This is a genomic window from Providencia sp. wls1922, assembly GCF_009706505.1.
Lineage (GTDB): Bacteria > Pseudomonadota > Gammaproteobacteria > Enterobacterales > Enterobacteriaceae > Providencia > Providencia lanzhouensis.
In genome coordinates this window covers 71,685-96,957 of record NZ_WLUG01000108.1, presented here as the reverse complement: position 1 = coordinate 96,957, position 25,273 = coordinate 71,685, and the positions used below count along the sequence as shown (strand labels likewise).

Sequence of the window (25,273 nt, the reverse complement as noted above, 5' to 3'; positions counted from 1 at the left end):
TTAAATGCTGAGCATTGAAGTCAATATGATTCGCTATTTTTTATTAATTGAGATTATCTTATGATAGAAAAAAAATACCACACCTGCATAATGAAAATCATTAGTGGTTCGATGAATAGTCAAGAGCTAATGATTAACATCGATAAAAATCTTATTATCGTTGGGCAATATACTAAATACAAAACTGAAATAGATGAAAACGGTTTCACAACCTATTATATTCCTAGCGAACATACCCAGTGCGAGTTTTCTATTGTTTCTCATGACGAACATAGTAATAATTTTGCAATTAATCTTAAACAAGATGGAAAAAGTCGTCACCTCACTGTCACACTACAAGAAATCTTGCTCATTGACACCTTTCCAATCGTAATTAAGCTATTGAATACTGAATGGAATTACCCCGAAAAAGACCAAAAACCATTGTCATCTAAATCACTATCGCTTACAGAAAATAGATCCACTGCCATAAAACAGAAACCAAAGTTTAATAAGAAATGGCTTTTTGTTTTATTATTAACATTTGTCGTTATTTTTATATTATTCGTTGAATTCCAAATTAATCCAAAAAATAACGCTGCAAAACAGATTAAAAATATAGATAATATATTAAAAGGAAGCTATTACCCTATTATCTATACGCAGAATAAAAATGGCGAAATACTTATTCTCGTCAAATCGCAAAGAGATGAAGACTGGAGCCGTCAAGTTTTACTAAAATCAGATTATCAAGAAAAATATACCATCAAAAAAATAAACCTTCTTGAAAAAGAAATTGAAGATAAGTTAATAGATACTGTACCCAATTTATTAAAGGTTGACATTAGCAACCCTTGTCAACCCGTCATTCGAGTCGTGAAAAACCCACTACCGAATAATGATGATAAAAATATTAATCGCATTTTATCTAGTTACTTCAGTTGTTATAACCAAAGCCAACTTGTACAGATTCCTCTTGATGAACTCATCAAGAGAGCAGAGTTAGGATTGACTGAAAGTAATGTGAAATGGCAAAGAATAACCAAAGGTAACTACATTATCTTTGTTATAAGAGATAGTTTAAATGATAAACAGACTCTCTCTTTAATTAGCTTCACCAATTCATTTAGTCAAAAGTGGGGAACCAAGCAAATTCAATTTTCCGTCTCCCTTGCCAATAATGAACTGGCTGGAAAATCGTTTATCACCAATTCTAATGGTATTACGTTGTTAGGTAATAATCATTGGTTATTTAACTCAAATCAACCTAATTAATGAGGTAATAAATATGGCAACTCCAGGCATTAGTAATGCAAATGGTAATTGGGATGCATCTGCATTAGAACAAGCATCTACCATAGCAACAGATAATAAATGGGGCATGATGTATCGCAGCTCCGCAGGTATTAGCGAAAGAACAAAAACTATCGCTGATGAATTAAAGTCTATGATCGACAACCCAAATCTGGAAGTCGATAACCCGCTGACTCTGGGTAAAATCACAGCATTAAGCGGTAACTATAATATGGCACGTCAATTACAAAGCAACATAATGAAGTCCTTTAAAGATGCGGCGCAAGCCATTATTCGTAACGTGTAAGCCCGCAACGTTTAATTTACATCAGAGCATCACTGATCCTGATGCTCTATTTTTATAGGAGATACTTATGTTACCTATTAATCCTGTTTCAGTATTATCAAATATCGCTGAAATGGCACCTGTTACTCCAGCGGCTATCCCATTGGAAGATAAAGTGAAACAGTTATTTGCTGAGTACACGACCTCTGTGAGCCAAGAAAAAGCGGATCTTCTGGAGAAAATGAATACCGTTGACCCAAGCGACCCCGCTAAATTATTGGAATTACAAAACCAAGTCGGTAATTACAGCCTCGCCTTGAATATGGTCAGCACACTCACACATAAAAGTGTTTCTGCCATCGATACGGTATTAAAAGCACAATAGACCATGAATATATTAAAGAAATTCCTATTAATCGGGTTTATTAGCTTACTGCTCGGCTGTGATAACCAGCTATTACTGAGCAATTTAAGCCAGCGCCAAAGCAACGAAGTGCTTGCGATTTTGCAAGAGCACGGGGTTGATGCTAAGCGTAAACAGGATTCTAAAAATGGAGACTCGATTCGCGTAGCACCTGACGATTTTGTTATTGCGGTGGATCTTTTACGTCAATACAACCTGCCATCCAAAAATCCAGTGGAAATTATTGATGCCTTTCCTGGAGATTCGTTGGTTGCCTCACCGCAAGCTGAACGAACACGATTATTATCTTTGATTGAACAACGGCTTGAGCAATCTCTACTAACCATTCCTAATGTGGTCAATGCGAGAGTCCATGTGAGCTACCCTATCTCAGGTAATGGTCCCGTAAAACAGGCGCAAAAAGTTTCCAGTCTCGTGACTTACTCAGGTAATGAAGACCCAAAAGTGATGATGAATAAGATTAAGTTATTCCTCAATAATAGCTTTGCCGAAACCACCTATGACAATGTTTCTGTTGTGATAGTCAACCGCCCTCCGCTGCTGTATCAAACCCAAAATGGTCCAACCCCAGCATTTAATCCAGTGATTGCCTCTGCTTTAATCACTGCATTAATCGGTATGCTAATTGCATTTGGATTGTATCTATACCATCGCAACAATAAACAAAGCGATGAAAATGAAGAAGAGGTGGAGAAATCAAATCATGCCCCAATTGAGTAAGCTGCTGATTGACCAAAAAAATATTTTTTTAGCACCGGGGGATTATTTTCACTCGGAGTTCGTTGATGAGCATTATCATCAGCTACCCGTTCCGCTACAACAGCTGCAAAACTTGCAGCTTATTGAGCAATATCAATTAGATTTACCCGATGAAAAAACGTTGATATTACCCGAGATACTTGCCGAAAATTGGTCATTATTACCTTCTGTGGCGTGGGGTTTGGGGGTTATTCAGTACCCAGGCCCTCTGCCTTGGTGGGGAGAGCTATCTCAATATAGACAATTGCATCAGAAATTTAGCCACCCTTCATGGCAAGACATAACACAGACCATCGATACGCCTCAGCATTTACTTGCATTAGGCGCTGAGCAGCTTTTGATGTGTTTAAACACCTTTAGTCACGGCTATGCTACCCGCGCAAAATATATGTTTAGCCACCGCACACAGCAGATGATCCCTCACACGGCTTCCACTCTGCTACCTTGGAATATTATTGAAGAAACTTGCCGCTATGTCAGAGAACACACAACCTAATATCCAGCAGACTTTAATTGAAAATGTGCTGATTAAGTATCCGGTTTTAGACACCAATAGATATGCCCAGTCGGTTGTTAAACAGGCACATCAAAAAGCCAAAGCACATATTCAACAAGCTCAACAGTCTGAGAAAAATATTCATACTATTGCCTATCAACAAGGCTACCAAGATGGATTAACACAGCTTTTGAATGATTTTATTGGTGCCCTCAATGACAGTGAAGCCCAATACCAAAATCAGGTGAGCCAAACAGAAAGCCAATTAACTCAATTACTCATCGGTTTGTTTACTGACGCGCGTCTACAAGAAATTGTGGTAGAACACTTTGCTCAATTACAATCCGAAGCTCGCCAGGTTCAATTACACATACCGGCATCCTTGCAAACCAAGATAAGCACTAGAGCTAACGGCACCAAAATATGTACTAGCCCCGATAATTCAATCACGTTAGAAGTGAATAACGAAATTACACAATTCTCGCCGAAACTGGCGGCAGAAAAAATATTACCGCATATTTTTCCGATTTCGACCCGTTGTTTAATTTTGCAACAACACAAACAAGCTTATGCACTATTAATTCAACAAAAACGGCTAATCCAACAAGAACGTGCACTCCAACAAGAAGAAACAAGGAGGGGAAAATATGAAAATTGACTCTAATTTGCTGAATACTTTGTCAGCTTCGCGTACTCATGGCAATACGCCATCGAGTCTATCCGACCTACACACTAAAATGAGTACCCTTTGGAATTCCCATATCAACATGAAAGAGATACAGAACTATCAGGAAAAAAATATCCCCCACATTTCTGAGGATAAAAACACTAAAATACAAAGTTTTATTAGTGAATTTAAACACCAAGATAGTGATAAAACACGATTCGCATTGGTGTTTAAAACCATGGTGAATTTGAACCGTAATGATAAAGAATCATTCATTACTCAAATCGTTCAAACATTAAAGTCTTCATCTGAATCTGACCCTGCTTTATATAAATATTTCACTAAAGCTATTCAACGTTATATGTCGATAAGTTTAATGAATACTCCATTTACTGAACAATTGAATAAAAACATGACTAGCTTCAATCTTGATGGCGATGAAGATGAAGATTCATCAATCATATAACCATAATGATTAGATAACCTTGTACTATTAGATTAGTTCATTACTTAGCGTCTCACCGACGAATATTTATAAGCTTAGAGTACATTTTTTATAACCTAAGCTTTTTAACTCCCTCCTTTTTAAAAAACATAAAAAAAATAAATTTGAAATTGATATATACACTCACAGATAGTAGTTTAAATTTACATCACCAAAACACATTGTTCGAATTTAAAAAAACGCCTTAATTTTTCATTAACTCATTACCCTACTGTTTTTTTATATTCAACATAATTTTACTGATGATTACGATGTCGATAATTAATTTTATATTGAACTATATCTGTGGGAAATATTATGAATAACATGGAATACAATAAAATAGAGCCAATGATGCTTTTATGTGGTCAAGTCGTTTATGACCCTCTGAAGAGAACGCTATCTCGCGGAAAAAGAACCGTGAATTTATCTGAAAATGAATCCTGCCTCTTAAAACTGTTGTTATTAAAAACGAATAGCAAGCGAGAGGTGATGCATGAAATTTGGGAAAAGCGCGGAACTATCGTGACTGAAAGCAGTTACTACAAGTTAGTCAGACAATTACGACAATCATTTAAGAAAGTTGAGTTAGATGAAAATCTTATCATGACACTGCCCAGAATTGGTATCTTGTATACTGGCGAAAAATCAGAAATGCCAATTTTATCAAGAGTTAATGAGCGAAAAAACATGTATGCGTATGTTCGCTGTTTTTTTCAGAAAGTATTTAATCGCTCATATCAATAAATTATTCATATAAAAGAAGAAAAATCATGCCAAGAATTGCTATATCAAAATTTATTTTACATTCAATTTTTATTTTAGCGTGTTGTTTATTTCTATTTGCTTGTAATAACCCAATAAATCAAAATCGAAATACATTTAATATTCAAGGTGATGTTTACAGCCAATCTATCGATATTCCTAGTGATGCGCTAATTACCGTTTCGGTCACCCCAATAAACGGAAACAGTTACTCTGAAAAAAGTCATTATGATTATACTATGACAACCAGAAAATCAGCGAGAACGGTTAATTTTTCCATTAATTTACCGGAACCGTTATTAACCCAAGGTCACTATTTTGGATTAAGCGTGAGAGTTGAAAAAAAGGGTGAATTACTGATGATGAGTAATCAAATTACTCCATTAAATCAATCTAAATCTGAAAGATTTTCTTTAAAAGTAAATTCTATTTGATTTATTAGGTTAGAGAATATCAGTAACTGCAGCACTTAAATACTTTAATGCCTAATGAAAAATTGCTAAATGCATAAATCGACACAACAAAGAATTAGTCATCACTAGAATTCATTGGAATTACTTTTCTTTGAAGAAAAATTCCAAATTATTCAAAAAATAGATCTTAAAAAAGTAAATATACTTCATTCAAATATAAATCGAATGATGTTGAGTATTGGCAGCTTATTTTAATGACTGTGAAAATCTTAAGGACTGTTATAAATCAGGGATTTTTAAAATACTCATCAACGATATTTAATTAACCCTATATTCTCGGAGTTCCTTAATGAATCGCAAGTCTAAGGATTTTATTCCTTATCATGTTACATTTATTGCGTGGATAAATATTGCAACGCAGATTAGTTTTCCTTTAGTATCAGTTTTTGCACCTGTCGCAGCCAATGCATTTACAGAGCAAAACCATCAACAACGCACGTTTTTATTACCCAAAAAAAATACGCTTACTTTAAGAGAAACTCAGCCATATACACTACAAGCGGGAGAAACAACTCAGAGTATTGCCAAAAAATATAATATAAGTTTGGAGCAATTACGTAAGCTTAATCAATTTAGAACATTTTCTCAAAGTTTCGAGACCCTAAAAGCCGGCGATGAGCTAGATATTCCTATGTCGCCGTTACCAACTTTAGAATGGGAAAACGAAAAACCTGTTTATATTCCACCAGAAGCATCGAGTGAAGAAGAAATTAAACTGGCGCAGTTTGTTTCCAAAGCGGGCCAATTTTTTACAAAGCAGCCTAATCATCACAAAACCAAAGCATTTACCCAAGAGATAATCACAACCACAGCAAGCAGCTATCTACAAGATTGGTTTAATCATTTTGGTAGCTCACAAATAAAGCTGGTTGCGGATAAGAAATTTTCATTAAAAAATTCACAAATTGATTTGCTGCTGCCAATTTATGAAAACGAAGAAAGTTTATTCTTTACTCAAGGTAGTTTTCATCGTCAAGAACAGCGCATTGAAACCAACCTCGGCTTTGGGGCACGTTGGTATGGTGAAAATCAAATGGTTGGCGGAAATACCTTCTTTGACTACGATATTTCACGTGGTCATTCTCGTTTAGGATTAGGTGTTGAATATCGTCGTGACTTCTTAAAATTGTCAGGTAACAGCTACCATCGTCTTAGCAGCTGGCGCAATGCCCGAGAATTAACCGATCATTCAGCTAGACCATCTAATGGATGGGATCTCCGCGCAGAGGGTTGGTTACCTACCTATCCACATATTGGTGGAAAGCTCACTTACGAACAATATTATGGTGATGATGTTGCGCTATTCGGCACCAAAAATTTACAACGTGATCCGTATTCCATCAATATCGGTCTTAACTATACTCCGGTTCCATTAATCACATTCAATGCGGAACATCGCCAAGGAAAAGCCAGCAAGAAAGATTCGCGAATTGGTTTACAACTCAACTACCAATTTGGCAAAAGCTTGAAGCAACATTTGGATCCGGAATCCGTCAATGCATTTCGTTCATTGATGGGCAATCGCTATGATTTCGTCAGTCGTAACAACCATATCGTTCTGGATTATAAAAAAAATGACGTCATCCACCTAAACATAACGGACTCTATCACGGGCTACGCAGGGGAAAAGATCCCTTTACATTTCACAGTGACCAGCAAATATGGGTTAAGTCACATAAAATGGGATGCTCAAGCACTGGTTGCCGCAGGCGGACACATACTCAATGAAAATGGTCAATACAGCCTTGTGTTGCCTTCTTATAAAAATATCAAAAATGCGAACAATTACGCCATTACTGCCATTGCCATCGACAAGAAAGGAAATACCTCTTCCAAAGCTATTGTCCGAGTTTCTGTTACTCAACCAGCTATTCACACCCTAAAAAGTGTCGTTTCATCCAGCAGAATTGATTTAATCGCTAACGGTAAAAGCAGCCAAAAATTGTCGTTATCCATTAAAGATAAAGCTGGAAATGTCATTGATCTCGCAGCTAAAGAAATTACGCTTGAGCGAGCAACAACTCGAAAAGTGAAGAGAGCGATGCCAGCTAAAGGGCTAAAAGCAGCTCCACCAGCCAAGTACACCGCCATAAGCCCATTTACCCGCTTAGCAGCTGGACAATATGAAGCGACGTTAACCGCAGGCACTAAGCCTGAAAGCTTTATACTGGTTCCCAAAGCCCGTAATGCTGTCTTCCCTGAAATTAAAGTGACCGTTGTTGCAGATACGGCAACAATTCAAGCTACAAAGCCCACGCCCAATACGCAAACGCCCCAGTTAGCTAACGGAAATTCACCTATTGAAGTTAAAACACAGCTTAAAGATGCGAATGGTAACCCTATCATTAATAGTGTGGTGACTTGGAGCTCCAACAAAGATCCGCAAAAAGTGATATTCACCCCTGTGAGCAGCACAACGGATAACAACGGCTATGCCACCACTCTAATCGCCAGCACACTAGCTGGTGAAGTCACGATCACGGCAACACCAACAAATGGCTCTCCACAAGACGTCACGCTAACATTTATACCGGATGCCACCACTTCAGTGCTGAAACCGCAAAATATTAACATTACTCAAAATGGTTCGATTGCTGACGGGAAAAAACCCAATCTGGTATCTATCACCATTACCGACCAATTTGGCAACCCATTACCAAATGTCGATGTACAATTCGCAACGGATAAAGGAACTCTCGCCAATACTCTCGTAAAAACGGATGCTAATGGAGTTGCACAAACCGCAATAACCAGTACGCAAGCGGGTGAAGCGAATGTGACGATTACTGTGGATGGCAAAGACATCCAACATAAAGTTCAATTTGTGGGAGATAAATCAACACCACAAATCGCAAAGCCAACCGTCAGCCAGATAACGCAAATCGCCGATGGTAAAAAACCGATTGAAATCACCACGAAATTAGTCGATGCCCATAATAACCCGCTGCCAAATACGGTCGTGACCTGGAGTTCAAATAAAAACGCCAATGATGTTCAGTTTACGCAACAAACCACCACAACCGATGCTAATGGTCTAGCAACCACCACGATTACCAGTACCGTGACCGGGGACATCATCATTACCGCCACAGCACCGAATGCTACACCACAAGAAGTAAAAGTGGATTTCTTACCTGATACCACAACAGCTGCGGTGCAATCGAATGATATTCATGTATCCCAGACAAGCACTGTCGCGAACAGCAACTCGGCAAATACCATTTCTATTACTGTGACGGATGCAAAAGGCAACCCAGTTCCAAATGTTGAGGTCGCATTCGCTACAGATAAAGGAACATTAGCTGATAGCAAAGTGACCACTAACAGCCAAGGAGTCGCACAAACCGCTATTTCCAGCGATAAAGCTGGAGATGCTACCGTGACGATTACCGTAGATGGCAAAGATGTTAAACAGACTATCTCATTTGTTGGAGATAAAAACACTCCACAGGTTGTGAAACCGACAACCAATACCGTTCCTCAAATTGCCAATGGTAATAAGCCATTTGAAGTCAAAACACAGATTGTAGATGCCAATAATAACCCGCTGCCAAATACCGTGGTTAATTGGACATCAAATAAGAACGGCAATGAGGTTAGCTTCTCTGAAATCAGCAGTATCACTGATGCCAATGGTTTTGCTACGACTCAAGTCACCAGTACCGTTTCAGGTGATGTCCTGATCACGGCGGCAACACCTAACGCAACATCACAAGACATTAGCCTTACGTTTTTACCGGATTCAACCACTGCAACAATTAAACCTACAGATATCATTGTTGGCTCAATGACATCCGTTGCGAATGGTGTAACAGGCAATCCAATTGCGATCACCGTGACGGATGCTAATGGCAACGTCGTTCCAAATGTTGAAGTTCAATTTGCAACCAATAACGGTTCTCTGGCTGACCAAAAGGTGATGACAGATAACCAAGGTGTGGCAAAAACCACCATCACCAGCAAGCAAGCAGGAGATGCAAAAATTACGGTGACTGTCGGTGGAAAATCGTTTGATAAAACCGTTGTATTTACGGCAAATATACAGACGGCGAAAGTCAGTTCAGTCATACCAGAAGTTAAAAATCAGTATCTCGCTGATGGCAAAATGACCGTCACTTATACAGCAAAAATTGTGGATGCGAATAACAACCCTATTTCTAATGTTGATACCGACTGGCTATCTAACTTAAGTGCATCAGAAGTGAAATTTAGCCAAGCAAAAACCAAAACCAATGCCCAAGGGGAAACGACCACTACCATTACCAGCACAAAAGCTGAAATGGTGATCGTGACAGCATCAACAAATGGCGATGGGAAAATGGCCAAAGAAATTCATTTTGTTGCCGATAAAGCCCAAGCTCAAATCACATCGTTAAACGTCAAGAAATCAACTATTGTGGCTAATGGCGTGGATAAAACCGATGTTTATGTCTTCGTGGAAGATAACTACGGCAACCCTGTTGAAGGTGTAGATGTTCAATTACAGACGAACAATGGTGCCCAACTCACCGTAATCACACCGTTCTCTAAAACAGATAGCCATGGATTGGTTCGCGCCACGCTGTCTACCTCCCAAGCTGCCAACAATATTATGGTTGCAGCAGTATTAGCGAACGGTAACCAACAACCGATTTCGAGCACCGTAAAAGCGGTCGCTGATAATACGACCGCGACAGTGACGATTGCATCATCAGCTAACCAAGTGCAAATTCGGCCACAAGCCCAAAAAGTATTACTGACAGCAACCGTCGTCGATAACCTGAACAACCCATTAGTTGAAACACCAGTAACTTGGCTCAGTGATAACAACACGCTAAGTGTAAATACAACCCGTACTGATAATCGAGGGCAAGTGACCGTTGAACTATCGGGCTATATCGCAGGAGAAACGACGGTCACTGCACAACTGCTTAACCGCCGTGAAGCACAGGAAAAAATTCAATTTATTGCAGGCGATGCAAACTCACTAAATAGTTTCTTTGAAATTAAACCACAAACTATTGTGGCGAATAACCGTGAACAAGCAACAGCAACGTTGACCTTACGTGACCAATGGAATAACCCAGTTACAGGGCAAAGAATTGATTGGGATAGTAACAACAATGCCATTACATTCACGGACTCAAAAGAGCTTGCTAACACAGGTGAATACCAAGTTAAAGTGAGTGGTAATCTTGCAGATACCATTGATATTACTGCTAAAAATGGTGCTGTTTCTAAACAAAAAAGCCTCGGTTTAATCGCGGACAGCGCCACTGCGCTCATCAAGGATATGAACATCACCAGTCAGGCTACGGTTCCTGCTGATGGCATCAGCCGCATTACCGTACAAGCAACCATTACAGATGCCACCAATAATCTGGCACCTGCGGGTATTGCGATTGGTTGGCGTAGTGATGTTGGTGAGCTATCACAACCCGTTAGCCATACAGATAATAACGGTATTGCCCAAATTACTTTAACTAGCACACAAGCTGGAAAAGGCAGCGTAACCGCCATTTTAGGTCAAAATACTAAGCAAACCGTTCAAAATATCGAGTTCTTAGCGGGGAACGTTTCTAGCAGCGCCTCCACTGTTGCTCTGAGCACGCCATCATTAACAGCAGCAACAGGTGAAACTGAAATTACCGTTACGCTGAAAGATGATATTGGTAACCGACTGGGTAACTTGGCGAATAAAATCACGCTAGATTACTCAACTGATTTGGGCTTAGCAAACTCACCGACTTTCACAGAGGTAACACCTGTAGGAACCTATCGTGCGAAGTTACACAGTACCAAAGCAGGTAATACAGACATTACCGTCCTGGTTGATGGTGTGACTCTGAACCAGAAAGCCCCTCTGACTGTGATTGCTGACGCACAAAGCGCACAGGTACGTGGTGATATCAAGGTTTCAAAAACAACTGAAACCGTCGGTAATCAAGTCACTATCAGCGCCCAGTTTGAAGATGCTAACGGCAATCAGCTCGGCGCAGGTATTCCCGTATTCTGGACGGCTAACGATGGCAGCCAGCTTTCGGATAACCAGACAACCACCGATGCTAATGGACGCAGCGAAGTTACCGTTCAACGTAGTGATGTGGGTTATGCAAATATTACCGTTAACTTAACATCGCAAAATACTAAAACCGCCCCAACTATCTCCTTTACACAAGGTACGATTGATACCAGTAAAACAGTATTCAATATAACCCCTACCACAATTGTGGCGGGTCAACCTGCGACGGTTGAACTGATATTAAAGGATCAGTTTGGTAATTTATTAACCAATCAAATATCTGCTATTCAAATCAGTAGTAATAACAATGAGGTAAGAATTGCTCCAGTAACGATGCCATCGGCAGGGGTGTATCACGCCGTTGTGAGCAGTGATAAAACAGGCGCTGCCATATTATCAGCCAATCTCAACGGCAGTGCATTATCGCAAACCTTAACGTTGAATGTGACTAGTGACAAAGCCACCAGTGTAATCACTAGCTTAGATACCAGCACCAATAACATTCAGGCGGGTAATGCCCAAGGCGTAGTTTATACCGCCAAAATTGTGGATAAGTTCAATAACCCAGTGCCGCAGGTGAATGTTTCATGGCACTTACAGGGTAAAGCAGAACCTTTCCCACACTCATCAATAACGGATATTAACGGTAACACTAAAATTTCGGTCACCAGCCATACCGTAGGTGCATTAGTGATGACAGCAGCACTTTCCGCAAGCGAAGATAAAAAAGCCAGTGTGGTTAACGTCCTTGCCGGTACTGTAAACATCACTAACTCTACCTTTACGACCACTAAAACTGATATTGGTCCAGATGGGCTTGAAAGCACCTTGTTCACGGTTAAATTGCAAGATGATTTTGGCAACGCCTTACTGAATGAAACGGTTGATATTACAAGTAATGTCCCTGCTCAGGATTTTACTATCAGTCCAGTCACCAATCACCAAGATGGCAGCTACAGTGCAACAGCCACTGCGACGAAGCAAGGCACCGCTAAAGTCACGGCAAAAGTGGGCAATCAAACCATTGCTAACCCGATTGAAATCAAAGTCGATGCCATTAACCCAACACTACGTTTTGACAACATGCAACAGCGTCTGACTTACTCTTCCGCCGTAAATAATGGTCAGGTTGTTAAAGGGTTGCCAAACGGTGCTCAACCTGTTTGGTCCAGTGATAACACCAGTATTGCTACCGTTGACCAGCAAGGGAAAGTTAAACTGAAAAAAGCGGGACGCACCAAAATTTGGGCGCGTATCGATGGAAATGGTATATATAAATCCGCAGCGGCTAGCTATGAGGTGGATGTTGAAAAAGCCAAACCAAACTTGACATTAACCAGTGCAGACACTATTTCCACAATTTGGTCAGATAACCAAGCTCACAATATTCAAACCTCATTCGGTAATACGGATGTCACTACCATTCCTCTCGAATATGTCAGCCAAAATACCAATATCGCTCAAATAGATTCTGTTTCTGGTGCAATTACTCAGGTCAAGCCTGGAGTAGCAAAACTGACCGTGCGTTCCAAAGAGACAGATCAGTTTGTTTCTGAAAGCCAAGATATTACCTATAACCTCGCAAAAGCACGTTTTAATGTGAATTTTAACCAGAAAGAACAAGAAATCACGGATCAGCGTAATCTTTTTAACCTACAACAAACCAGTGTAGCTATCCCACCTAAAGCAGATATTGAATGGAATTCAGGAGCCAATAATGTCGTTAGTATTGCCAAAAATGGCTCGATTCAAAGCCTAGGCAAAGGCGAAGCCAATTTAACCATGACAGTAAAAGCCAATGATTACTTTGAGCAAAGTAGCGGTGATTATAAGGTCAAGGTGTACACGAAGCCTGCAATTACTATAAATTCAATCTCTTATGGCAATAATGGCAATCAAGAAACTAATTCGGCTTATTGGTCCCCTGTTTATACCGACGATAACCTAACAGTTAACTGGTCTGTCGCAGGAACAAGTGATTTTGATATGCCTTCCGATGTCAAAATCGTTATAACAAAACCAGATGGTGGGACAGATAGCGCCACATCATCAGTGACTAGCGGTCCGCGTTCAAATACCTATGAGCCAAAGCAAAGCTACTTGAAAACGAACCAAAAAGTTAAAGTTGAAATTATTGCAATAGGTAAGTCCCAACATAAAATTGAAAACCGAATCCAAGCTGTTGATGTTCCTATTGTTATAACTGAACCCAAAGATATCGGAAACTTATCTATTAGCTATAGGACTTTCGCTTACATTGTTGGAGACGACGTAGTCGATAACGCTAATCGTTGTAACCCAATTACTAGCATTTCTTGGTTCAACAACCATCGTAAAGCGATTATATTTCCTAAAGTACAGATTGGGTTATCAGGAAAACAGCTATTAGAGAATATTCAGGTGAGCCATCAGATATTGAAGTCTGAATATAGCGGGAACGAATCATTTGGCTCAAATAGAATAACGTATCCAACGCTGACAAAACCCACTAATGGTCTAGATACATACGAGTACAGTTACTCACAGATTAGCAATCAGCCAATAAAAGATGAATGTTATATGAATCATAATGGTAGCGGAAAGCTCACCACAATATTAGAATTTGCAGGTCTACAGTCTGAACTCAAAACCCCATTCTATTGGAGTGGTTATTAACTTATTCCACAGGGTGCTTTGCACCCTGTTTTTTTATTACCCTCCCGCTTTACCTCTTTCAACAAATTACAATCACTAAGTAAATACACGTAAGATCTTGGAGGTTTTTAAAATATGCGAAAATCATAATCTGAAATTTATTACTTTATTGATAGCCGTATAACGAATATTTATACTGCAAAGATTAAAATCGGAAATCCTTTACTACTAAAGTGGCAGACAATTTAGTACTATTTGACTTAAAATGATTAATGCAAAGTTTTAATTTTAATCATCATACAAACCTCCCACTTGCTCACCAAATCTTTGATACTAAAATAACTATCACGTTAGAAACAAAAAAAAGAAAATAGAAATCAAAATATTTTGATCTTTATTAAGATGCCATGAATATACATATTTCATAAAATCATAAAAAAATTGATCAAATAACGATCTTCCTAGATTGATGTCTTTATGAAATAAATCAAAAACCAAAAACAATTAAGCTAAATCACAGAGATTAAATATAGAAATCCTGTATTGTTAATGTTTTATTTTCTGTTTTTTTGGGTTTATATATTGAATTAATCAAAATTAACAACAAATTATATTGATCAAAAACAATACACTAAAATTTACATTTGTTATAACATTGCAGGAATTTAAATTTAAGCCATTGAAAATGAAAAAATAATTCTTTAGTTAAATATTTAAAATTAATAATCGTAAACATGTATATATTTTAGACGTCATTTTGGGACTAATTGAAAACAATTATAAGGATAGTATATCATTCAGTGAGTGGCACTTGAGGGTCACTATATATTTAGCCCAAAATTAAAATGCGCAGATTATATTAAATCACTTTTATAAAATCTGAAAATTCACATTGATTGTTATCTCAACAATATAATTTAATAGAGAATATTTATGAATAGAAAATTTCCTGTCGCTTATGCTGTCGGACAAAAAATCAAGTCATTAAGAAAGTCTCAAGGTTATACTGTGTTTCAATTAGCACGAGAATGCAATATCAGTGAACAACAACTATTCCGTTATGAACGAGGTGTTAATCGTATTGATATTGATTGCTTAGCTAGAGTAACAAAAATATTAGATGTTAATATCAGTGATATATTTTGTGATGTATTTCAAGACAATCAAGATACTAAATACGAAAATAAAATCCAAGAATCAGTTGAATCTTACGCATAATATGCGTAATCGGTATTCCGTATTAACTTCAACTATTTTTTGATTTAAAAAAGTCCATATATGATGCTCTTGCATAAAAAGTAAAAGCCTATTTTAAGGCTTTTACTTTTTATTTTACCTCGAGCTCTGTTTTCCAATATTGGCGCTTTCCACCTCTGTTTGCGATTTATCACCACAAGCACTACCCTATACGCAGTTTTATTCACCCATCTGCGAAAAACCATGTCACAGCCAACTACATTAATACAGCGATTCGGATTTGATTCTGACCGTTTACGCTTTGCAATAATCACCGCCTGCGCATCCATTCTTGCACTATTTATTGCTGAATATGCAGGACTTACTCACCCCCAATGGGCAGCAATGACTGTATGGGCTTCCGCGCAACCTTGGCGTGAAAACTTATTAGAAAAAAGTTGGTGGCGTTTTGCAGGTACTGTTATTGGTGTCGTTGCTGGCATTGCTCTCATTCAAATTCACCTAATCAGCCCATTATTATTTGTGATCAGTTTAGCGGGGTGGTTAGGTACATGTAGCGGTATCGGACAGCTACAAAAAGGCTTTGTAGCCTACGGTACTTTTTTGGCAGGTTACTCAGCGGTGATGGTGAGCATGCTTAGCGTTCATGCCACCGATAATATTTTTGCCGTTGCATGGGATCGATTTTGGACTATTTTAGTTGGCGTATTATGCGCAGTTTTGTTTAACTTTTTATTTACCCCTAAACGAGAACAAGCCTCTATCATCGCGCTCAAACAACAAATTGATCAGCAGTTTTACCAGATTTTGCACCGTTCTTTATATAGAAAAGAGTCTATTGAACAACAGGACATTGACATCTTATGGCAGCAAATGGCCGCCTATGATGAGCAGTTAGAAGCCAACCGTATTGGATGGCGTTATCACCGTAAACAAGTCGTAAAAGCCCGCCAACAACTACTCGCGCAAAGCCAGATTTTGCTACAACTTGATACGTTTAAAGGGATAGCTGCATTTCCATTCCCAGCAACACAACCGACTGAATTACAATGGAAACATATCCTATCCCTATGCCCGAATGGCGTATTGAAAAATCTTCTTATCCCACTGTTTTACGTGTCAAAAGGGTTAGCTATCAAGGCAAAATACCGGGTAGATAAGCTAAAGCTCCACCATGATCGCATTGCTGCTTGGCAAGCTTTTGCGCGCTCGTTCGTTGCCATTGCCACCGTAGGCTTACTCTGGCTAGTGACCCAGTGGCAAGCACTGGCATATTTAACTCTCGGGTTATCGGTGATGATCGCTCTGTTCGCATCCCTCGATTACCCCGCTAGGTTTATGAAAAACATCTTCACAGGACAATCTTTCGGAGCACTTGCCGCGTTGATTTGTACTTGGTGTCTATGGCCATTTGCATCATCATCATGGCAAATGACCTTATTCATTGTGCCCGTCATCATCAGTGGAATTTTGGTTTTTGCCCACAAAAAACTGATTTTAATTGCCTTTGATTACATCATGGTCTCTTTGATCTTACTGCAACCAAGCTACCCTTTTACCTTAAGTTTTCCAGAAAGCCTCGGTAATGCCATCGCCATTATTTGTGGACCGTTAGTCGCGATGGGGGCTTTTTATTGGATTTACCCAACAAATCCGAAGAAACGTTACCAAAACCTTATTTTACTCAGTGAACAACAATTTAAATTAGGTCTTAATAAGATTATTACCGGACAAAAACCATCAACATCACAGATGAGCCATCGCCTATTTAGCGGGTTAATATTGGCGCGTAAAAGTGATTATCCATTTGATAGAACAATACAATTTTTTGCCGTTCGCCACGCTATTTGGCTCAATCTGATGCAAGTTTATAAACAGTTTTCTACCTCTGAATCACACAATCGAGCCCTAAAAGGACTCGTTTTACGTTTGCAGCACCCACAGCCTAATGTTGAAAAAATTCACCGCCTGTTGAAAACACTATTACGTAGACAACAAAACAGTGCTGAATTACGTCAATTGTATAATGATGTTCATCTCTACTTGCATTATTTAGAAACTAACAATTGAATATAAAAAATAACAATCAGCGAGAGATTGAAAACAATAAAATAAATTACCGTTCTAAATTGATTAAAAAAAATAAATCTCTTACTTAAATTATAGAACCCCAAAATATCATCAATAAATAATGAAAAAATCGAGGGTTAATTTAAAAAATATTTAAATTAACCCTTAATAACTTCAATCTGTTACAAACGTAAAATTTGTTATATTTTCGTTTAATATCAGTAATTTGATAAATATCATGCAACCTTCTTTTTTTCATACTTCTGTTTGACTTACTCCATTTCTATTTGCATAGTAGTACTCATAATAATTTTTATACTTTTCTGCTTTTTATTTTCAATCCTATTTATTCCAACACATTTAAATATATCTGATTACAATTTATGAAAGAGGTTTTCATGACTAGGGAATTATTTTCTACTAATGAAATGAAATTATTATTTGAAAAATTAGCATCCTTTACTGTTTATCCTGAAAATAAAGGTGTGACACGTTTGGCTTATACACCCACAGACCAATTGGCACACCAATACATGATAGAAACCATGCAAAAAGCTGGGTTTACTGTTCGCCAAGATGCGATAGGGAATATTTTTTGCCGATTACCGGGAAAAAATCCCGATTTGCCTGCTGTTGGCACTGGCTCTCACTTGGACACGGTTCCTAATGGTGGTGCTTATGATGGTACACTTGGTGTCGTGGCAGGATTTTATGCGCTGATGCAGTTTAAGCCACAGCAATTATCCCGCTCCCTTGAACTCGTCATTTTCAGGGCGGAAGAATCCAGCCGATTTGGTTTTTCCTGTATTGGTAGCAAAGTGTTACTTGGGAAAGTTGATCGTGAAAAATGGGCTCTCAACCGAGATGATGATGGACGCAGCTTTTTCGATGTCCTCGATAGCCTTGGTTATCCAAGCCACGAAATTGAACAGTGCGAATTGGCTGATAACCATTATTCAGCTTTTATCGAAATGCATATCGAACAAGGTCGGCGCCTTGAACTTGAAAGAAAATCAGTGGGAATTGTGAACGGAATTGCCGCTCCAACCCGCTTCCAAGTTCAGGTTACAGGGCATGCAGATCACTCCGGCGCCACCCCAATGTACCAACGCCACGATGCATTAGTGGCCAGCGCCGCCATAATCAGCGATGTGAACCGAGCGGCTTGCCGTGAATCTGTATGGGGAACCGTCGGTACCATTGGGAAACTCAATGTATATCCAAATTCCATGAACGTTATTCCCGGTGAAGTGAACTTCTTGGTTGATATTCGCGGCATTGAACCAGAAAGTATTGCCCGCGTTGCCACTCACTTGAAAAATTCCATTAGAAAATCTGAACAAGACAACGATGTTTCGATTCAAATTCGTGAAATTTCAGCAGAAGCACCAGTGAAATTAGATAACGAGATTTGTCAGTGTATTGAACAGCATTGCCTTGAACAAAACATCGGTTATATGACCATGTTGAGCGGTGCGGGTCATGATTCTATGAATCTCGCCCAAAAATTCCCAACCGCAATGATTTTCACACCATCAAAAAATGGAATTAGCCATCACCCTGATGAATTCACTGATTTCGACGACATCATTATTGCCGCTAATCTATTGAAAGATACCCTGTATTCATTAGCAAAATAAAGCCTTAGCGAAATAGAAAAGCCGCTGGGAGATTACTCTCAGCGGCTTTTTCCTATCACCAAAAAATTACATTAATGACACCAAACATCCGGTATACAGCTGATAGGCTGTTAACATCTGTTTTTCATCAAAATCAAAATTAGCTTGGTGATGCCCTGCGGTTCTGTCAGCACCGACAACAAAATACAGAGATTTACCCCCGTGACGCTGGACGCGTTTTGCCAAAATAGTGGCATCTTCGCTACCACCAAACGGTCGAGTCGCTACTGCAGTTAATTCCCCATGTTGCCCTACCACACTAGCCAAGGTGTCAATCAACTCTTGGTCATTGGTTAAATCAACCGCTTCTCCCATCACTTCACTTTCCATTTCTAGCTGGAAGCTGTGTGCGGAGCCTTCTGCCATGCGAATCGCATTTTCGCTCATAAAGCGGTTAATCTCTTCATTTTCGCCGCGGACTTCTATCTGCATTTGAGCATAAGATGGCGTCACGTTTCGCCCTTCACCGGCATTCAGTACCCCAACGTTAATGCGCGACATTCCTTTACCGTGTCTTGAAATTCCCAACATTTGCGTTGTAGCATGACAAGCGCCGGCTAGCGCATTACGTCCCAATTCAGGCTCTGCTCCTGCGTGGGATGGTGCACCTTTGAAGCGAAAATCCAGTTTTGTTGTGCAGAGGAAATGGGTTGGGTTAATCACAATTTCACCGCTATTGGCAATGAACCCTAAGTGCGCCCCTAAGAAATAATCCACATCATCCACAATGCCACTTTCAGCCATCGCTCTCGCACCACGAACGCCTTCTTCCGCAGGTTGGAATAACAATTTTACTTTGCCAGATAAGCTCTCTTTATTTGCTACTAGCCAATGCGCGACCGCTAAACCAATCGCGATATGCCCATCATGACCACATGCATGCATTTCACCAGGATGACAAGAGCTAAAATTATCATTTTTTGGGCGATGGGTTTCATCAGTACTTTCTGTCACACCGACACAGTCAATGTCAAAACGCAGTGCGATTGTCGGTCCTGCTTTGCCACTATCGAAAATGGCAACACACCCTGTCAGCTCCTGCATTTCAGCCAGCAGATTTTCATCAACTTGGTGCTTTCTCGCCACCGCTAAACCTTTATCAACCACTTTCTGTTGACGTCCAAAGGCATATTCAGGATTGATCACCTGCGGACCCACTTTGACGTCCAAGTTTAAACGACGCAGTTCTTCAACGATTTTTGCTGTGGTTAAAAACTCAGACCAACCAATTTCAGGGTATTGATGGAATTCACGACGCCATTGAGTCAGTTGTTCTAATGTAATATTTGACATGTTATCTCCTTAAAATTAAAGCATGATGAGCGCAATGAAGATCACCCCAACAATCATGCCAGGCGCAGTACGCTTCACAATTTCCATCGGGTTCACATTGGCTAAACCTGCACAGACGATAGCCGCACCTGCTAACGGTGACATGGTTCTACCCAATGCGCCTGAAATTGCAGAAGCCATCCCCAAATCAGGAATTTCATAACCAAATTGCTGGGCAAATGGTGTTACCGTTTCGTTGAAAGCAAACGCGGCCGCATCACCTGAACCCGTGATAATTCCCATTAAGAATGGGCCCAATGTCCCTCCCCAACGTGCAAATTCAGGAGAGTGGATCAGAAAACCAATAAAGGAATCAATTAAGCCAGATGCTTTGAGACCCGCAGAGAAAACTGCAGCAGCGATGATGATCCCAAGAACATCCCCATAGGCATTCCCCATCCCTTTAAAGAACTCTTTAGTAATGGTTGAAGGGTTAGTACGCGTGATAACTAACGCATAAATTGCCCCAATGACCATCGCTGCTGGCACACTAATTTGATACGCTTTCAGCGCATCCATAAATGGCAGAATTAATAGGATTAATGGAATAAACGGCGCTGTCGCGTAAAGATAATTTGGCTGTTCTGCCGCTGCATTTTGTTCTGTGCCCGCGGTGCCATTCACTTCGACAACCGCTTTCATGTTGCACTCTTTTTTCACTAAAGCAACGATCGCTAAGGAAACGGCAGCGATGCCTCCAACTGCTAAGCTGTATGGTCCGTGGCGAGCAATTAAGTCAACAATACTCATGTTCGACATCTGCGCCACAAATGGGTTATGTGACAACCCAGGGCTTAGCATAGAACCTATCGTACCGCACAGCACAGCACCACCAGCAATAGCTGGGTGAATACGTGCAGCAATCAGTAACGGAATCAATGTCGCACCAACCGCGGCGGCACATCCAGCCGCAGAAGGGATCGCAATATTAATAAAGAAAGTCAGTACGACTGCTGCGGGGATCAGGAAAAAACCCAGTCGAGTCAGAACACGAGATAGCACCAGTACTAAATGTTTATCGCACTTGGTGTATTTCATAACATAGGCAAAACCCATACTGGAACAAATGGCTTGGATCAGCGGAGCCGAAACCATGCGCTCGCTAAATGCATTTAAGGCATCCATTGGCACGAGGCTAATAATACAGAGTACTAGCCCAGCAGCAATTAATACCATCCGAGTTTCATATTTTTTAATTAAAAGATAAATTGTAGCAACGATAACTAATGCCGCGATAATTTGTATTATCATGACTGACCTCTTTTATTCCCTGGAGAAATAGATAGAACAAATAAAGAAAAGAATGAATTTTTAATTGGTAATTCATTGTGAACTTTAATTGTTTTATTTAATTGAGGGATATCAATTTTAATTCCCTATCTGGAAATTAACCCTCATTTTGTGATCAGCGCGATGTTTACTATAAAAAAATCATTCAAAATTAAAAAATATCCTTTAAAAACATAACCATGATCAACCAGCAAGAAACATTAAATTCCGTCAAAATGACGATAAAATTAACGTTGTTATCATTTTGGTAATATTGAAACTCTTTTTTTACTCTTTACTCATTAAATAATTAAATATTAAATTACGTAAATAATTAGATTTATAAATATCGATTCTCATTTAGATTAAAATCATATTTTACTCAAAAAAAGGAGTAATAAATTCCAATCAACAATTTAAATGCGTAATAATAAATAAAATATTAAAATTTGTTTGAACATTATATTTTATTGAATAAATATAAATAAAAAAAACGAATCATTGATACCCACACATTCGGAAGTCTTTTATCTTAATTTTACGTTTTTTGTTTGTATCATTGGCTATTCTAACCGCTGGTTTTTATCGTGACTTTATCTCACCCCATCAAGCTGTTTACCGCCTCACGCCCTTTCCAGTTACGCTACAGACTAGAATAAAAAATGAGCAAAAACACAATTCATTAATTCTTTTTAAGCATGTGCGAAACCGTTTGCTTTTTATTTTTACGGCTATAGAATTCGTCAGATTTTTTTGGCCAGAGGAAAGCTACAGGAGGCAATTGTGTCCGGTGATAAAAATTATAGTCATGAGCCAGTACCCATATCCGCAAGAAAAGGCGGGCTCGCATTAACCTTTGTAATGCTGGGTTTAACGTTCTTTTCCGCCAGCATGTGGACCGGAGGCGCTCTCGGTACCGGTCTTAGTTTCAACGATTTCTTCCTCGCAGTTCTCATTGGTAATCTTATTCTTGGTGTCTACACCGCCTTCCTTGGTTTTATCGGTTCTAAAACAGGCTTAACAACCCACCTTCTTGCACGTTATTCTTTCGGTATTCGCGGCTCTTGGCTCCCTTCTTTCTTACTTGGCGGTACACAGGTCGGCTGGTTCGGTGTCGGCGTTGCCATGTTCGCCATTCCCGTTGGTAAAGCAACAGGCTGGGATATCAACTTACTGATTGGTATTTCCGGTATTTTGATGACCGTCACAGTGTTCTTCGGTATCTCCGCGTTAACCGTGCTGTCCATTGTCGCCGTTCCTGCCATTGCTATCTTAGGAAGCTACTCCGTATATCTTGCTGTCACTGATGCCGGTGGTTTAAGCGCTCTGCAAATGGTAAAACCGGAACAACCAATCGATTTCAACCTTGCACTGGCGATGGTCGTCGGCTCGTTTGTCAGCGCAGGAACCTTAACCGCTGACTTCGTACGCTTCGGGCGTAAGCCGAAAATCGCGGTACTGGTGGCCATTGTGGCGTTCTTCTTGGGCAACTCACTGATGTTTATCTTCGGTGCGGCGGGCGCAGCTTCCTTAGGTATGGCGGATATCTCCGACGTAATGATCGCGCAAGGATTACTCTTACCAGCAATTATCGTTCTTGGTTTGAACATTTGGACAACCAACGACAACGCGCTGTACGCTTCCGGCTTAGGGTTCGCCAACATTACAGGCTTATCCAGCAAGACGTTATCCATTATCAACGGCTTAGTGGGCACACTCTGCGCACTGTGGCTGTACAACAACTTTGTTAGCTGGCTGACCTTCTTATCCGCAGCCATTCCACCGATTGGTGGCATTATCATTGCGGATTACTTAATGTATCGTCATCGCTATGTCACTTTTGACATGAGCAAAATGCGCGATGTGAATATCAGTGCGTTAATCGCCGTGGCTGCGGGTGTTGCCGCAGGACATTGGCTACCGGGAATTGTCCCTGTTAACGCAGTGCTTGGCGGCGCTATCTGCTACGCCATCCTGAATCCATTATTGAATCGCGTACGCGCCACTAATTCGGAGATGACCCGTGCTTAATCAACATATTCAACATATCCACAATGTCCGTTTACCTGAGCGTGAAGGTCTGTGGCGAATCGATATTGAAAATCAACAAATTAAAGCTATCGTTCCGCAGCCCGCAGGTGAAGTACTCGCTAATAGCCTTGATGGTGAAGGCGGCTTAGCCATTCCACCATTTGTTGAGCCACATATTCATTTGGATACAACACAAACCGCTGGGCAGCCAAATTGGAACCAGTCTGGCACCCTGTTTGAAGGGATTGAACGCTGGGCCGAACGCAAAGCGATGCTAACCCATGACGATGTTAAACAGCGCGCTTGGCAAACTCTAAAATGGCAGATTGCTAACGGTATCCAACATGTTCGTACCCACGTTGACGTTTCCGATGCCACTTTAACGGCACTGAAAGCCATGCTGGAAGTGAAAAAAGAAGTGGCACCTTGGGTGGATATGCAAATCGTTGCTTTCCCACAAGAGGGGATCATGTCCTATCCAAACGGCGAAGAGCTATTAGAAGAAGCGCTACGTTTAGGGGCGGATGTGGTCGGGGCTATCCCGCATTTTGAATTCACCCGTGAATATGGTGTGGAATCCCTGCATAAAACCTTTGCACTGGCACAAAAATATGACCGTTTAATCGATGTTCACTGTGATGAAATTGATGATGAACAATCACGTTTTGTCGAAACCGTTGCCGCCCTTGCTCACCGTGAAAATATGGGCGCACGCGTTACCGCCAGCCATACAACGGCGATGCACTCTTACAACGGGGCATATGCTTCACGTTTATTCCGTCTGCTGAAAATGTCAGGGATTAACTTTGTCGCCAACCCGTTAGTGAACATTCACTTACAAGGTCGTTTCGATACCTATCCAAAGCGTCGAGGGATCACCCGCGTGAAGGAAATGCTCGCCGCCAATATTAATGTCTGCTTCGGTCACGACGATGTGTTCGATCCATGGTATCCACTGGGTACCGCAAATATGCTGCAAGTGCTGCATATAGGTCTGCATGTTTGCCAATTGATGGGCTATGGTCAGATTAATGATGGTCTGAAGCTTATCACTGAGCATAGTGCAAAAACGTTGAATTTGCAAAATTACGGTATTGATGAAGGGAAACGTGCAAGCTTACTGATCCTGCCTGCTGAAAACGGTTTTGATGCTGTACGCCGCCAAGTGCCAGTACGCTATTCCATCCGCGATGGTCGCGTCATTGCCACTACGCAGCCAACCGTGACCCAAATTCAACTCGACGATGTCGAGACAATTCGTTACGGTTATCAGCCACATAGCGAAAACTAAGTATTACCCCAACACGGGGCTTGTTGAGCCTGCAATCAATGAGTTCCCCGTGTTTTTTTCCCCTGAAATATCTTCATATACCTCATTTTTATTGCTAAACCCCAGACTGTTTCTTTACAGTAAAAGTTTCTTTAAGATGAATT

General features: G+C 40.1%; 17 protein-coding genes. 15 read left to right on the top strand and 2 right to left on the bottom strand.

Translation table 11 applies throughout. The features are described from left to right. Positions 1 to 60: 60 nt before the first annotated feature. The 13 genes from GKR71_RS15600 (at position 61) to GKR71_RS15540 (ending at position 19,168) form a co-directional block, all read left to right on the top strand. Positions 61 to 1,254: a PrgH/EprH family type III secretion apparatus protein gene (locus GKR71_RS15600; RefSeq protein WP_154634535.1), complete on the top strand. Its 1,194-nt coding sequence runs from the start codon at positions 61 to 63 to the stop codon at positions 1,252 to 1,254. 13 nt (positions 1,255 to 1,267) lie between these two features. Further along, the gene (locus GKR71_RS15595; protein WP_036949926.1) at positions 1,268 to 1,579 is read left to right on the top strand and encodes an EscF/YscF/HrpA family type III secretion system needle major subunit; all 312 of its coding nucleotides are present in this window, start codon (positions 1,268 to 1,270) and stop codon (positions 1,577 to 1,579) included. Positions 1,580 to 1,646: 67 nt separating this feature from the next. Next, positions 1,647 to 1,943: a type III secretion system inner rod subunit SctI gene (gene sctI, locus GKR71_RS15590; protein WP_036949923.1), complete on the top strand. Its 297-nt coding sequence runs from the start codon at positions 1,647 to 1,649 to the stop codon at positions 1,941 to 1,943. A 3-nt stretch (positions 1,944 to 1,946) separates the two neighbouring features. Next, positions 1,947 to 2,702, top strand: a complete 756-nt coding sequence (gene sctJ, locus GKR71_RS15585) for a type III secretion system inner membrane ring lipoprotein SctJ (protein WP_108478662.1) — start codon at positions 1,947 to 1,949, stop codon at positions 2,700 to 2,702. Continuing rightward, a complete protein-coding gene (locus GKR71_RS15580; RefSeq protein ID WP_036949918.1) occupies positions 2,686 to 3,237 on the top strand; it encodes a hypothetical protein in 552 nt (183 codons plus the stop codon). Before sctJ ends, GKR71_RS15580 begins: the two co-directional genes overlap by 17 nt. Continuing rightward, complete coding sequence (locus tag GKR71_RS15575) at positions 3,215 to 3,895, top strand: hypothetical protein (RefSeq protein WP_154599843.1); 681 nt, start codon at positions 3,215 to 3,217, stop codon at positions 3,893 to 3,895. The genes GKR71_RS15580 and GKR71_RS15575 overlap by 23 nt, the downstream gene beginning before the upstream one ends. Next, positions 3,885 to 4,370: a hypothetical protein gene (locus tag GKR71_RS15570; protein ID WP_230082483.1), complete on the top strand. Its 486-nt coding sequence runs from the start codon at positions 3,885 to 3,887 to the stop codon at positions 4,368 to 4,370. The genes GKR71_RS15575 and GKR71_RS15570 overlap by 11 nt, the downstream gene beginning before the upstream one ends. Positions 4,371 to 4,706: 336 nt before the next feature. Next, positions 4,707 to 5,135: a winged helix-turn-helix domain-containing protein gene (locus GKR71_RS15565; protein WP_036949913.1), complete on the top strand. Its 429-nt coding sequence runs from the start codon at positions 4,707 to 4,709 to the stop codon at positions 5,133 to 5,135. Between the two features lie 26 nt (positions 5,136 to 5,161). Further along, entirely contained in the window at positions 5,162 to 5,587 is a 426-nt protein-coding gene (locus GKR71_RS15560; RefSeq protein ID WP_036949911.1) for a YbaY family lipoprotein, read from the top strand. 328 nt (positions 5,588 to 5,915) lie between these two features. Continuing rightward, positions 5,916 to 14,282: an Ig-like domain-containing protein gene (locus GKR71_RS15555; RefSeq protein WP_154634534.1), complete on the top strand. Its 8,367-nt coding sequence runs from the start codon at positions 5,916 to 5,918 to the stop codon at positions 14,280 to 14,282. A gap of 912 nt (positions 14,283 to 15,194) precedes the next feature. Further along, the gene (locus GKR71_RS15550; RefSeq protein ID WP_036949907.1) at positions 15,195 to 15,479 is read left to right on the top strand and encodes a helix-turn-helix domain-containing protein; all 285 of its coding nucleotides are present in this window, start codon (positions 15,195 to 15,197) and stop codon (positions 15,477 to 15,479) included. 222 nt (positions 15,480 to 15,701) lie between these two features. Next, positions 15,702 to 17,528 carry an FUSC family protein gene (locus GKR71_RS15545; protein WP_154634533.1) on the top strand — a complete coding sequence of 609 codons (1,827 nt, stop codon included), beginning with the start codon at positions 15,702 to 15,704 and terminating at the stop codon, positions 17,526 to 17,528. A 398-nt stretch (positions 17,529 to 17,926) separates the two neighbouring features. Continuing rightward, positions 17,927 to 19,168: a Zn-dependent hydrolase gene (locus GKR71_RS15540; protein ID WP_154634532.1), complete on the top strand. Its 1,242-nt coding sequence runs from the start codon at positions 17,927 to 17,929 to the stop codon at positions 19,166 to 19,168. Between the two features lie 66 nt (positions 19,169 to 19,234). On the opposite strand, the gene GKR71_RS15535 is transcribed toward GKR71_RS15540, so the two are convergent. Both GKR71_RS15535 and dcuC read right to left on the bottom strand, forming a co-directional pair. Continuing rightward, positions 19,235 to 20,500 carry an amidohydrolase gene (locus GKR71_RS15535; RefSeq protein WP_036949898.1) on the bottom strand — a complete coding sequence of 422 codons (1,266 nt, stop codon included), beginning with the start codon at positions 20,498 to 20,500 and terminating at the stop codon, positions 19,235 to 19,237. A 15-nt stretch (positions 20,501 to 20,515) separates the two neighbouring features. After that, positions 20,516 to 21,790, bottom strand: a complete 1,275-nt coding sequence (gene dcuC, locus GKR71_RS15530; protein WP_154634531.1) for a C4-dicarboxylate transporter DcuC — start codon at positions 21,788 to 21,790, stop codon at positions 20,516 to 20,518. Between the two features lie 801 nt (positions 21,791 to 22,591). Between dcuC and codB the strand changes: the two genes are divergently transcribed. Beyond that, positions 22,592 to 23,839 carry a cytosine permease gene (gene codB / locus GKR71_RS15525; RefSeq protein ID WP_036949895.1) on the top strand — a complete coding sequence of 416 codons (1,248 nt, stop codon included), beginning with the start codon at positions 22,592 to 22,594 and terminating at the stop codon, positions 23,837 to 23,839. Then, positions 23,832 to 25,130, top strand: coding sequence for a cytosine deaminase (locus GKR71_RS15520; RefSeq protein ID WP_230085101.1), 1,299 nt, complete (start codon positions 23,832 to 23,834; stop codon positions 25,128 to 25,130). The genes codB and GKR71_RS15520 overlap by 8 nt, the downstream gene beginning before the upstream one ends. Positions 25,131 to 25,273: the final 143 nt, after the last annotated feature.